This window comes from Chryseobacterium sp. SIMBA_028 (genome assembly GCF_046535285.1).
Classification (GTDB): domain Bacteria; phylum Bacteroidota; class Bacteroidia; order Flavobacteriales; family Weeksellaceae; genus Chryseobacterium.
Window position 1 is genome coordinate 441,958 of sequence record NZ_JAWRWZ010000002.1, and the last position, 12,811, is coordinate 454,768.

A 12,811-nucleotide genomic window follows, 5' to 3' on the forward strand; every position below is an offset into this window, starting at 1 on the left:
TTTATTATTGATTAATTATTCTTTGAAACTAAAAAGACCTGATGTCCTGCTTTGATGATAACTTTTGGTAATTTTACTTTTTTCTGAAAATAGCCCGATATCCCTTGAATGACTCCCCGGGTAAGGTCAGCGGCGACCTGCTGTCCTGCAGATTGGGTCATCATGATATTTGTTCCCGAATTCTGACCCATATTACCTACGATATCAGTTATTGCATTTTGTTCAGGGGAGTAGGTAATATACAGTCCCAACTGTCCGTCATTATCATGAACGTTGATTTCAACAGGTTGGATAAATCCATTATATTCTATGACAGATATTTTCAGTTGTAATCTTCCACCCTGAAATTTGCCCATAGCTTTTAAAAGTGTTCCCGGGGGAATTTTAACTTTCCCAATGATTATGGGTTCCAGCAGTCTTAAAGAGAGCGTGCTTTCAGCAGTCATCAATTTTGTTTCATGAATTACCGCGCGGATACTATTCCTATTTTCAAAATTGATTGACTTTTCATTTTGAATTCCTGTAAATCTGTTCTGATGAAGTCTTTCTAAAAATAAACTGTCAGAAGGTTCACGATATAAACTGGAAACAATGCTGCCTCTAACTTGCCTTACTGATGTAATATCTCCTTTGTGATGACCCGAGACTTCTTCGGAGGTTTCTTTCACTCCAACTTTTTCCTGTTGTGCTGGCATCGGAAGATATTTTGCAGCCATCTGATATGATTTTTCCATCAGTTCAAGCTGATCATTGATTCCAACACCCTTGGGCTGCAATTCTTTTTGAGATGCCTCGTTCTTTAGACTACTAATTTCCCGCCTCAGATTATCAACTTCATGCTGATCCCGGCTATAAAAGGAACTAAGTGCCTGCTGTGTGTTTTGATAGCTGTTGATAGCATTCTGATTTGCTGCACCAATATCTTTAGAAGGGGTAGTTGAATTGAGATTGAATACTTTATCATTCAAATTATTCGACGAATTTGAATCATTCCAATAATCAGATAGGGTGGCAAAGGCTTTCTTTTTTTCTTCATTTTTCTGGTCAAACAAATGTTGTTCATAAGCTTTCTGTTTATCAGACTGAAGTTGATCATCAGCTGCCTGGGGAACGACCGCATTAAATCCTGCATTCTCAGCAATGACCTGATCTTTATTCGGTTTAAAGATCAGGTATAAACAGCCGGCACAAGCAATTGCCATTAAAAAAAAGATGAGAGGTTTTTTAAATTTTTCCCGTTGCCACTTTCTGATATCTTGAAATTCTTCTTTACTTGGGGATCCAGAAGATCCTTGTGTAATTCTTATTTTACTCTTGACTGAATCTTTCATTGTAATGTTTTTTAATGCGAATTGAGTCCAGGATTTTTCTTACGATCAGGCACTGAAGGAACGCCTTTAATATATGTTCCTGGAATAATCTTTTGAGTATTTGCTGGTTTTGATCTGATCTGTAGAAATGCAAAAACACTTAACAGCAGATAGGTAGCAAAAAAGATCTTTATAAACATACGCTGTCTATTATCAGGCAGGGCTTTCCACTTTTGCTCTGCCTGATCGATATAACTATCTATGGTTTTTCTTATCTTTTTCATGATACTCGGTTTTATCGGTCAACAGTTTCAATATCCTTGTTCTCAACGACATTAAATTTTTCTATGGTAAATCCCTGGGGATTGCTGTCAGATCTTACTGAGTTAACCAGTGAGCAGTTGGTCACCAGACTTCTTATGGTTAGATTACTTGACCGTATAATGAACTGCCTGGCGAAGGTCTTCACCCCATAAGGGTAGTTGCTGAAACTGGCAACCACACTATCCACTTCAATTCTTTGCTGAATATTTCCGGAAATAATTCTGTTATAATATCCTTTTTCAGAAAGGTCTTTGTAGTAATCAAATGCTGACTGATCAGCCATATTAAAAGCTCTTTTGACATTGCTTTCAATTGCATTTTTATCAGGAGCAATAGTGAAAAGCAGTTCGTGAAAACGTCTGACATGCTCCCTTGCTTCTACAGGACGGTTGATCGACATATCCTGGGATAATGCTACCATGAGAGATTTTCCATTATCCAAAACATAGATCTTTTTTCTTTGCTCTTCAGCGAAGTCATAGGATTGATAGACAACCAGTCCTACAACACCAAAGCATAACAGGGCAAAAACAAAAGTGAATAACCTGATCTGCTTAAAACTGTTTTCAATATTTCTTAAGGTTTTAAATTCCATTAGGGTTTGATTTTAATTATTTCAGTAGTTTACCAGATATATTACCTGTTGCTGATCCTGCCGCCGCTCCTGCAATATTTCCGGATTTCTCAGCAGTCTGATTGACATTGCGTGTAAAGTTTCCTGCTCCTCCTGCCTGAATAACCCAGCCTGTGACCGTTGGAACGGTAAAATATCCTATGATTCCAATAATCATATAAATGATATATACCGTGTTGGAAGTATCGGGGATGAAATCAGGATCAGACAACATTTCAATATCACTTTCCAGAATAAGAGACTGAATCTTCGCCAGTATTGCACTGAATATATCCGCAACCGGAAGCCAAAGATAAACGCTGATGTATCGGGTCAGCCACTGGGTGAGTGTCGTTTGAAAACCATCCCATACAGAAATGGCGAAAGCTATAGGTCCGAGTATGGATAGTACAATGAGAAAGAATGTTCTTATGGTATCAATAACGAGTGCTGCTGCCTGAAAAAGAATCTCCAAAAACTCACGAAAGCCATCACGTATATCTTTTTTGATCGCAAACATTTCCCGCTCCATATACATTCCTGACATCGTAACCAGATCTGAAGGAGACCAACCAAGCTCTTCCAGTTTCTTGTCAAATTCCTCATCAGAGATCAGGTAAGCCATCTCTGGATTTCTGAGCATGGCCTCTCTTTCCAATACATCCTTTTTTTTCTGCAGTTCATTAAGATCCAAAACCTGACCTTCAAGCATAGAATGACTTCCCTGTACAACAGGACTCAGAACCCCATTGATACTACCGAGTACAATGGTTGAAAAAAACATAATGCAGATTCCTACGGCAAAAGGCCGTAACATCGGAAACAGGTCAATGGGTTCTGCGCGGCTTAGTGCCTGCCATACCTTAAGAGAAACATAAAATAATGCTCCTAGTCCCGCAACACCCTTTGCCACTGCTGCCATATCAGCACATAAAGGCAGCATCTCCTCATACACCGAACGGAGTACCTCGTGTAGGTTACCAGATTCCATACTACCAGTATTTTTGATTAGAGGTTCCGTAAAGGTCCAAAACCCTTTGGGTGTTGTTCTGTTTCTTTGCTCTTAAGTAGCTAATAGAAATGTTTTTGTTGGTATAGTATCGTACCAGATTGTGATAATCTTTGACCTCTTTATACACTTTGTCAATCACATCCATACGTTCTTTATCATTCAATGAAAGTTGGGTAGAGGTGACGATTTGCTTCAGCTCTTTAAGAAGTTCAGTGCTCTCCGTTAATAGGGTAGAATAGCCATTGGCAATGGCTGTGAGCTCCTGCGCATTGAAATTGGGGTCATTAAGCATCTTTCCGAAATTCTTCACATACATTTCTGAAACATCGCCAACGAGCAAAACAGTCTGCTGAACTTTCCGGGCGTCTTTAACCAGATTGTTGACTGCTTTCAGCTTGTCATAGTATTCTTTACCCTGTTCATATACTTTCTTGACTTCATTAAAGTTTTTTACTACGTTACTTACCGTATTTGAGGTTTGAACAATTTCATTGGCTGAGTTAAGGATTCCGGATGCAAGATTGGCGGGATCTGTGACCACAAACTGTGCTTTGGCTAAAGTCGTTGTAGAAAGAACTGCTGCCATGAGTGTTGTAATGATTAGATTTTTCATTGCCGTAAATTTTTAAAATGATTTAATTTTCTTTGTTCGTTTTAATCTTTTTAAGAGAGAGCCTCTTAATGGCCTGCTCAACATTTCCGTTGAGTTCCGAGGCCAGGTTCATCACTTCCATTTTTTCAGTTTCCTCAGTCGTATAGGCTAAATATTCTTCATTGGAAACCTCCGTTGCATACACCGCTGAATGAGTTCCTCCCAGTCCAATCCATACCTCTTTATAAAGCCTCTTTGGATCATTGTTCATATTGATCGACAGTACCTGAGATTTTTCTTTATCCGTAAGACCGAGCATGGCCTGAATGTCATCGAATTTATTCATGTACTTACGCTGGTCAAGCAGGATCTTACAGTCAGAATTATTAATAATGCTTTCCTTGACAATAGGAGATTGGATGATGTCATCGACTTCCTGAGTAACCACAATGGCTTCCCCAAAGAATTTTCGGACGGTTTTAAATAAATATTTGATATATTCTGCCATGCCTTCCTTGGCAATGGCTTTCCAGGCTTCTTCAATAAGAATGAGCTTCCTGATTCCTTTCAGTCTCCGCATTTTGTTGATGAAAACTTCCATGATAATGATCGTCACTATAGGGAACAGGATCTTATGATCTTTGATGGCATCTATCTCAAAGACAATAAAACGCTTAGAGAGAAGATCTAACTGTTTATCTGAATTGAGTAAATAGTCATATTCTCCTCCCTTATAGTAAGGTTCCAGTACATTGAGGAAATTAGCGATGTCAAAGTCTTTTTCTCTAACCTGTTTTTCGTTGAGGATCTTTCGGTAGTCATCTCTCACATATTCATAAAATCCATTGAAAGAAGGGTAGGTGTTACTTAACTTAATTTTTTCTATATAACCGCTGACTGCATTAGACAAGGCAACTTCTTCAGAACGGGCAGGAGGTTCATCATCTCTTTTCCAAAGAGTAAGGATCAACGTTTTGATGCTTTCCCGTTTTTCGATATCAAATACACCATCATCCGTATAAAAGGGATTGAATGCAATCGGATGATCTTCAGTGTAGGTAAAGTAAACGCCATCTTCACCTTTAGTTTTCCCTTTGATCAGTTCACATAAGCCCTGATAAGAATTTCCTGTATCTACCAGAAGAACATGGGCTCCCTGTTCGTAATACTGGCGTACCATGTGGTTGGTAAAAAATGATTTTCCGCTTCCTGATGGTCCCAGTATAAATTTATTACGGTTGGTAATGATTCCCTGTTTCATGGGAAGATCTGAAATATCCAAATGAATGGGTTTTCCTGTCAGACGATCAGCCATCTTAATGCCAAATGGGGATGGCGAATTTTGATAGTTGGTTTCTTCGGTGAAAAAGCACAGCGCAGGTTCGATGAAGGTGTAAAAGCTTTCTTCACTCGGAAAATCTCCCGCATTGCCGGGGATTCCTGCCCAATATAAAGTGGCAGCGTCAGTGGTATTATGACGAGGCTTGCATTCCATCAATGCCAGGGCGCTTCCAGTATCATTCTTAAGCTGTTTGAGCTCACTTGGATCATCAGACCATGACATCACATTGAAATGGGCCCGAATAGACTGTAGTCCGAATGAGTGGGCTTCATTGAGATATTTCTCGATCCACTCTTTGTTGATCTGGTTGGCTCTGCTATATCTTGCGAGTGAGTGCATATTGCGGGCAGACTTTTCAAATTTACTAAGGTTTTCATCGCTGTTATCAATAAACAGATATTGATTATACATATGGTTGCAGCTCAATAAAAGGCCAACAGGAGAAGCAAACGACAGGAGACAGTCACTTCTGTCCGTACTCAGTTTTTCATATCGGCTATGTGAAGACACCGTTCCCGGCAGGTCATCAGTATCGGATAAGGTATGCATGCTGATGCGGTTGTTCCCTATTCGCATTTCCTCGGCACCAAGTTGCAGATCCTGAAGTGATGCTCCTGATTCTCTTGATAAGGTTAGGTATTGTTCCAGTAAACCCGATTGATGCTGAGTTCCTGTGATTTCATCTGCCGTCATTTTTTCCAGATGAATATATCCGCTGTCATTGATGATTCTTTCAAACTGGTCGACAGCCTCCATAAACCGGGAAATGGTTTCCTTATCTCTTATATCCCTGGGGATGAGAATACCCTTGCAAAGCGATGAGAAATTGCTTTGCGTTTTCATTCTTTCTTTACTGGTTTGAGTAATAAACAGATAACAGTAATGATTGAGAAAAGCCCTCTCATTGAAGTGCCTTTCAAAAGATTTTGAAAGAAAGCTCTGATCTTCTGCTGACAGATCGGGAGCATAATTTTCTTTGATGAACCAATCCTGTTTGTGAACTATCGTGTAATCAGGGAGTGTTTTTGTGGCTTTGAACCATGCAGAATGTATTGCATCATATTCCACCGAAGCAACGGTAAAGAGTTCAGGTAATCTAACTTTAAAACAAACCGTAACATCAGCGTCTTTTGAAATAATACAGTGATCTTCAACGGCGAGTAAAGGGAATTTACTCTCCAGTGTTGCTGCTTTGGAAGTGTTTCTCATACTGCCTGTCCTTTAGGGATTATTTTGATATACCTCAATAGATTCTTACGGCTGATGATGTATCGTGGATGCTTTTTCTTAGCACCCAGCTTCATGAGGCCGTGTTCTCCATACTTTTTGTTCATTGAGAATGTTTGCCATACAAGAAGACTGCTTGATGATCCTGCTGTAAAGAGGCAGATGTAGTTATTCACTCCTGTCAAATAGAGGATCATTACGAATACAAGTACAGCCAATAATCCGCCTGCAAAAATGAACAGGTACTGTGCTTTGAGTCCTTTGAACTCAACGGTTCTTCCGATTCCTTTATTGATGTGATAGGTATTCATAGTCAATATGTTTAAAGGAAGAATGAGCGAAGAATTGTTGCCGCTACAATAAGAAATATACAGGCTCCGAACCAGCTCGCTGCAGTCTTTGAGGTGTCAGGATCACCACTGCTGAATTTATTATAAACCTTGACTCCTCCAATGAGGCCAACCACAGCGCCGATGGCATAGATGAGTTTTGTGGCCGGATCAAAATAAGAGGTGACCATTTGGGTGGCTTCAGTGATTCCAGCGGTGCCGTTTCCCTGGGCTGATAAATGGATGATTATCAGCAATGCCAATGCTGAAATCAGAAGCTTTTTTCTTTGTTTTTCCATAATGTAAACAGGTTAAATGGTTAGCATTACCCACAGTCTGCGGGCCTTGGAGACAAAGATGATTGGTAAGGTGAAATGGAATTATAGTCTGGCTTTAGGAGAGTTTGTTTGGCAATAAGTGGAAGTTTGCGAGGGTGAATTTTTTACTTCATATTTTTTTTTACACGAAAATCTCTATTAAGAGAGTTTAAATAAAATAGTAATGATGAATACTGAGTGGCTTAACTTAAGACTTTTTAATGGGGATGTTAAAAACAGTTTTGAAGAACTGGTTTGTCATCTTGCAAGAACATAAGAAATTTCAAATCGAAAAAAAATCATTAGAGTTGCAGCTCCAGATGTAGGAGTAGAATCATAGTGCATTTTAAATAATGGGGATGAAGATAGCTGGCAGGCAAAGTATTTTAGTTCAATTGGAGATAAACAGCTTGACCCATTAGAAGATTCTTTTAAAAAGCTCTTGAAAAGCATCCAAAACTTATAAAGTATTACATCTTTACTCCCCTTGATCGACCTGATCCTTGTTTAGAAAAATAAAATATATTTTTATGAGTATAAATCTAAAGGATATTTTCAAAAAAAAACCTAGCCGGAGCTAGGTAAAAACTAATAACCATGAAAACTCAAATTAAACATGAGAATCGCTTCTGTTTGAGGCAATAAAGATGCCTAAAAAAGCTAAAAAAATTATAATTATAGTTATAAAGTGTTAAAAATAGTTTTAAGCATTAGTTATCAGGTAAAATCTCCAATATCAAATCCACCAGGATTGTTATTTTGTAAAAAGGAAGAATTAAAATTCTTTTCTGAAGAAAGGCTCCCGTCCAATAGCTCAGCGATTTGACGGGAGGCACTTTCCATAGAATTTTCCAGTAGATTGAATAATTCGGTTCCATGTATTTTCTGAACAATGGCTGCCGCTGTTTCCTTTTGAGATGGCTCCAAATGATCTTTTTGCAGCATCGTCTCCACGGAGCTTAGTTCTTCAAAAGTAACCCCTTGGGCAAAACCGTTATCCTTGCCGGATATTCTATATTTTTTCCATTCTTCTTCCTCCTCAATATAATCAGGGCTGGTCATTAAAATCGGATCCTGTTCTTTGTGAGAAGACTGAATTTTGAGATTTTCATGAATGTCATATTCTATGTCTAAATTATCATGATTTATTTTTGGTTCGTGAATTTGGCATTTTGAGGAAGTTTCTTGCTTATGATGTCTTCCTGTATTTTTTGGTGGCCCTATAATCTCAGAAAATTTCGGAGTATTTCTTTTTGATATTTTAGTTTTATCAGGCCATGCGTTGAGTGTTATTTTATCCTGCAAGAGTAGTATTATGATGATCAGCAGGCAAGTGATGATAAGTATTTCCATTGCTTATAAAATTGGTTTGAAACGCTGATTGAAATAATGGGTAATTTCATCCCCAAACTCTCTGAAATGATATTCCAGAATATTGTCTATATAAGAGTAGAGGGTTATTTTTTCATCTCTTGTTAACTGAACAAGCCTAAGCAGCCTTTCGTGATATTCGGGACGGATGTAGACTACTTTGCCATTACGCCCCGATGGAAATCTGTTAATTAGAAATGTTTCCTCATAATCTGCTTTTTTTGATGAATTGCTTCTGATCTTTTCTTTTGGTTTATTTTCTTTTGGAAGATCTTGTTGGGTATCAGAAAAGTTAGAATTAGGTTCTTCACCACTGATAATATTCATCAAATATTCCTCATCTACATGGGGTTTCTCAAAATTGTTTCCTTTGTTGTCCTTAGCCATATTCTGATATTTTTAAAGATGAACAATGCTTAAAAATTCCTCGACGAATAAATCCATTCGCGTTGCTTTCATAAGATGAGGTTCAGCAGGCAGCAAACTAGATCTGAACACATAATTACCGCTGTCATCGGACTCTTTTCTGAAACGCTTACTATCCATAATCCTTGTTTTCATAATAGGGATTTGAAGCTCATCAATAACATGTTCATAGTCATTATACAGGCTCGTTTTTTCTCTTCCATCTACCAGATTCCAAAACAACCATAGCGCCTGATTGTGATTGTTTCTACTGCTCTGGGGAAGTCCGAGAAAAGCCTTGGTGAATCCTAATGTACTTTCTACCACAAGACGGTCAGCAGTGATGGGTGAAAAGATAAAGTCCATCGCTTTTAATGTGGTCAGAACACCTTTTGTATTGGCTGTTCCTGGAAGATCAAAAAAAATAACCTCAGGGATAACTTTAGATTGTTGTATGTATTCCTGGGCTTGTTCCAATGCATTTTCAGCTTTGCATTTGATAATAGCGTAAGCTTTCTTTTTAATAGACTGGAACTGCTTCGTCGCTGCTTTTTTGTGATAGTCATTTTCCATGATGGTCTTTTTATCCCGTTCCCTCATATTGCTTAAACTATGCTGGGGAAAATCACAGTCCATAACAAGGACATTGAAACCTAAACGGTAATGCAAAATACTGGCAAGTAAGATGGTCATGGTAGATTTACCCACACCTCCTTTTTGGGTGGAGAAACTGATTTTTAAAGTTTTCTTTATTGTTTCCATTATTTAAAAATTTATAATTGTCTCATTTCTATGTTGCAAAGCAGTGGAGGTATATGTTTTTACATTGTTCTTCCTTTTTGTATTTCTGTGAATATTTGGGGTGGGCTATTTTCAAATAGATGTGTTTTTCTGCTTGCTGGGTTAACTATATTCTTTGGAAAGGTGGAGGTCGGACAAGAGGTAAAATGCTTTACCGCTTTTATGCTTTTAAAATTGTATGCTTTTATAACAAATGAGCCTTATATCTTTCCTTTTTTATTTCTTACCAGAGCTCCCTTTTTACGTCCTGTATTACAACTTTAGGGTAAAGAAAGTGATTGATGGATAAGAGGGATGATCTCTGGTAGATCTTGACATTGAGTGGCACTATTTGACCCTTTTTTAAATGACAATGTTTTGTGATATAGGGCTTTACTTTGTAGGTGAGTTGTTGTGTGGAGCTATATAAATGTTGTGTGAGAAAGATAGAGGGAAAGATAGGAGAAGGTGAAAAGCTTATCGCTTTTCCTATTATATCCAATTTATCTGGTGAGAGGGATTATAGTGTTCACCAGAACACGGCAAGTTGTGTTTTGAGGCACTCAAAACAACTTGCCCCGCAGGGAGCTTAAAAAACACACTCCGAAGTCGGGGTTTTATTGAGTGATTAAAAATTGATGTCTAATGGATGATAAAAAAAGTAATTACAGAAAGAAAGGAGGGAGGAAGCCAAAAACCAATCCAAGTATTCACCGGCATGTATTTAGATTGACGGATGAGGAAAATGACAAGTTAATGTCGCTTTATGAATCATCAGGAATGGTCAACAAAGCCAAATTTATTATCTCTTTATTATTTGCCAGGGAGATAAGAACCGTTATAATTGATAAAGGATCTATAGATTTTTACATGAGGTTAACCTCTTTTTACAGTCAGTTTCGTGCAATTGGAGTGAATTATAACCAGTTGGTTAAGTTGTTATACACTCATTTTTCGGAGAAGAACGCCGCTGTATTTCTGTATAAATTGGAAAAGCAAACAGCTGAAATGGCCGTGTTATGTCAGAAGATTATTAAGATAACTGAGGAATTTGATAGAAATCATTTGAAAAAATAAGAAGAAAATGATTGCAAAAATTGGAAGAGGAAGTAATTTATATGGAGCATTGGCATATAATCATGTGAAAGTTGAACAGGAAAATGGGAAAATTTTGCTAACCAAAAGGATGATTGAAACGCCTGATGGGAAGTATACTGTTTCGCAATTGGCTGAATCTTTTGATCCCTATTTGACGGCTAATAGAAATACTGAAAAGCATACATTGCATATTTCCCTTAACCCTGATCCAAAAGATGAGGTCAGTGATGAACGTTTTGTAAAGATGGCAGAAGATTATATGCGGGAAATGGGTTATGGAGAACAGCCCTATGTCATATTTAAGCATATGGATACGAGTCGTACTCATATCCACATTGTTTCGGTATGTGTGGACGAAGAAGGAAAAAAAATATCTGATCGATTTGAAAGAAAAAGGTCCATGAATATATGCAGGGAACTGGAACAAAAATATGGACTTCTTCCTGCAATTGGAAATAAGGATCAGCAATGGGAAATGATTTTTCATCCGGTTGATTATCAGGCCGGGGATGTTAAAAGCCAGATTGCTTCTGTAATAAGATATCTTCCCCAATATTATAGGTTCCGAACTTTGGGTGAGTACAACTCGCTGCTTTCTCTTTTTAATATAAGTGCTGAAAAAGTTGAGGGCGAACTTTACGGAAAATTGCAGCGGGGGTTATTATATTTTTCATTGAATACAGATGGAGAACGAGCAGGACATTCTTTTAAAGCATCATTATTTGGTAAAAGTAGCGGACTTTCAGCATTGGAATCATACTTTATGCAGTGTAGGGAAGCTTTAAAGAATAGTGAATCAAAGGTGAATATCAAAGCAGCCATTGCTGGTGCGATGCAATCTACACATAATGAAAAAGACTTTAAAAATAAGTTAACAAAGCAGGGAATCAATACCGTAATCCGAAGAAATGATACAGGACTTATGTACGGAATTACCTTTATTGATCATCATTCCAAAACAGTATGGAACGGATCAAGCCTGGGAAAAGAATTTTCTTCTAACTCCTTTAATGAACGATGGACAAAGAATATAAGACTGGAGAAAGAAATACCTGTTGATCAAAAACGAAGAGTTGCAGAGGCAAATGATGTAGAGCTTTTTTCTTTAGAAAAATTGCAGATGAGACAATTGCAAATTCCTGATCAATCTGAGGAAGGTTTAATTGATTCGTTTGGCGGACTGTTCTCTTTTACCAGTGGAGAAGATCAGCAGGAGCTGGATTTTGCTCATCGGATGAAAAAGAGAAAGAAGCGTAAACGCTAAATCAGCACTATACAAGCTCAGATCATTTTAACCTTCTTTTTCCAGAATGGCTTGCACCTTGTTTTGCAGTTCTTTTTTATCAGGCAGGTAGAGCTGGTATTTGGAAACAAAGATTTTATTGGAAATTCCACCGGTAGCATATTCGACCAATACTTCATCTTTTTCTGCAGAGAGAATAATGCCGATAGGCTCATGGTCATCTTCAACGTTTTCTTCTGATTTGAAGTAATTCAGATAAAGATTCATTTGCCCGATATCATAATGCTCTACCTGTTTTATTTTTAAGTCAATCAGTACAAAACATTTTAGAATACGGTGGTAAAAAACAAGATCAATATAAAAATGTCTGTTACGGAGCGAGATTTTATATTGCCTTGCTACAAAAGCAAAACCTTTTCCCAGTTCAAGAAGGAACATTTGAAGATTATCGATGATTTTCTGTTCCAAAGCTTTTTCTGTCACTCTGTGGCTTTGAGGGATTTTAAGAAAATCCAGCACATAAGGATCTTTTATGGCTTCAGATGAATCAGTAATAATATGACCTTTTTCTGCCAATTGTAATACTCCTTTTTTATCTTTACTCAGTGCCAGGCGTTCAAATAGAGAAGAGCTAATTTGTCGCTCGAGCTCACGGTAACCCCAATTCTCAAGTACTGTCTGTTTTTCATAGAACTTTCTGGCAGTATCATCTGAAACCCCAAGTAAGGTGATGATATGGGTCCAGCTTAATTTGGCAGGCACTGCCTGCCATGTATGTCTTCAAAAGAAAATGGACTTTCTCTTAGGGAGTGTTTGTTAGTTTAAAGTTATAATAAAAGTTGATTTCC

Annotated in this window: 15 protein-coding genes; 3 read left to right on the top strand and 12 right to left on the bottom strand. The window is 37.8% G+C overall.

Translation table 11 applies throughout. The features are described from left to right. Positions 1-11 precede the first annotated feature (11 nt). The 11 genes from traM to SCA31_RS04260 form a co-directional block, all read right to left on the bottom strand. Positions 12-1,331, bottom strand: coding sequence for a conjugative transposon protein TraM (traM, locus tag SCA31_RS04210; protein WP_410695587.1), 1,320 nt, complete (start codon positions 1,329-1,331; stop codon positions 12-14). A gap of 11 nt (positions 1,332-1,342) precedes the next feature. Continuing rightward, the gene (locus SCA31_RS04215) at positions 1,343-1,594 is read right to left on the bottom strand and encodes a hypothetical protein (protein WP_410695588.1); all 252 of its coding nucleotides are present in this window, start codon (positions 1,592-1,594) and stop codon (positions 1,343-1,345) included. Positions 1,595-1,605: 11 nt separating this feature from the next. Further along, positions 1,606-2,229, bottom strand: a complete 624-nt coding sequence (gene traK / locus SCA31_RS04220) for a conjugative transposon protein TraK (protein ID WP_072923271.1) — start codon at positions 2,227-2,229, stop codon at positions 1,606-1,608. A 16-nt stretch (positions 2,230-2,245) separates the two neighbouring features. Beyond that, positions 2,246-3,238, bottom strand: a complete 993-nt coding sequence (gene traJ / locus SCA31_RS04225) for a conjugative transposon protein TraJ (RefSeq protein ID WP_410695589.1) — start codon at positions 3,236-3,238, stop codon at positions 2,246-2,248. A gap of 1 nt (position 3,239) precedes the next feature. Continuing rightward, a complete protein-coding gene (locus SCA31_RS04230; RefSeq protein WP_410695610.1) occupies positions 3,240-3,845 on the bottom strand; it encodes a DUF4141 domain-containing protein in 606 nt (201 codons plus the stop codon). 49 nt (positions 3,846-3,894) lie between these two features. Beyond that, positions 3,895-6,402: a TraG family conjugative transposon ATPase gene (locus tag SCA31_RS04235; RefSeq protein WP_410695590.1), complete on the bottom strand. Its 2,508-nt coding sequence runs from the start codon at positions 6,400-6,402 to the stop codon at positions 3,895-3,897. Next, a complete protein-coding gene (locus tag SCA31_RS04240) occupies positions 6,399-6,731 on the bottom strand; it encodes a DUF4133 domain-containing protein (protein WP_410695591.1) in 333 nt (110 codons plus the stop codon). Before SCA31_RS04240 ends, SCA31_RS04235 begins: the two co-directional genes overlap by 4 nt. An 11-nt stretch (positions 6,732-6,742) precedes the next feature. Further along, positions 6,743-7,048: a DUF4134 domain-containing protein gene (locus SCA31_RS04245; RefSeq protein WP_410695592.1), complete on the bottom strand. Its 306-nt coding sequence runs from the start codon at positions 7,046-7,048 to the stop codon at positions 6,743-6,745. 735 nt (positions 7,049-7,783) lie between these two features. Further along, positions 7,784-8,419 (bottom strand): conjugal transfer protein TraD, encoded by a 636-nt coding sequence (locus SCA31_RS04250; protein ID WP_410695593.1) that lies wholly within the window; start codon positions 8,417-8,419, stop codon positions 7,784-7,786. 3 nt (positions 8,420-8,422) lie between these two features. Further along, positions 8,423-8,824, bottom strand: a complete 402-nt coding sequence (locus SCA31_RS04255) for a DUF3408 domain-containing protein (RefSeq protein WP_410695594.1) — start codon at positions 8,822-8,824, stop codon at positions 8,423-8,425. A gap of 12 nt (positions 8,825-8,836) precedes the next feature. After that, a complete protein-coding gene (locus tag SCA31_RS04260) occupies positions 8,837-9,604 on the bottom strand; it encodes a ParA family protein (RefSeq protein WP_410695595.1) in 768 nt (255 codons plus the stop codon). A gap of 455 nt (positions 9,605-10,059) precedes the next feature. On the opposite strand from SCA31_RS04260, the gene SCA31_RS04265 reads away from it, so the two are divergent. The 3 genes from SCA31_RS04265 to mobB are packed head-to-tail and all read left to right on the top strand — an operon-like array spanning position 10,060 to position 11,984. Then, positions 10,060-10,215 carry a hypothetical protein gene (locus SCA31_RS04265; RefSeq protein ID WP_410695596.1) on the top strand — a complete coding sequence of 52 codons (156 nt, stop codon included), beginning with the start codon at positions 10,060-10,062 and terminating at the stop codon, positions 10,213-10,215. 52 nt (positions 10,216-10,267) lie between these two features. Beyond that, on the top strand, positions 10,268-10,699 hold the full coding sequence (gene mobA / locus SCA31_RS04270) for a conjugal transfer protein MobA (RefSeq protein ID WP_410695597.1): 432 nt from the start codon (positions 10,268-10,270) through the stop codon (positions 10,697-10,699). A 7-nt stretch (positions 10,700-10,706) separates the two neighbouring features. Then, the gene (gene mobB, locus SCA31_RS04275) at positions 10,707-11,984 is read left to right on the top strand and encodes a conjugal transfer protein MobB (protein WP_410695598.1); all 1,278 of its coding nucleotides are present in this window, start codon (positions 10,707-10,709) and stop codon (positions 11,982-11,984) included. 27 nt (positions 11,985-12,011) lie between these two features. Here the strand turns inward: mobB and SCA31_RS04280 are convergent, their stop codons facing one another. Continuing rightward, the gene (locus SCA31_RS04280; protein WP_410695599.1) at positions 12,012-12,725 is read right to left on the bottom strand and encodes a PDDEXK nuclease domain-containing protein; all 714 of its coding nucleotides are present in this window, start codon (positions 12,723-12,725) and stop codon (positions 12,012-12,014) included. Positions 12,726-12,811: the final 86 nt, after the last annotated feature.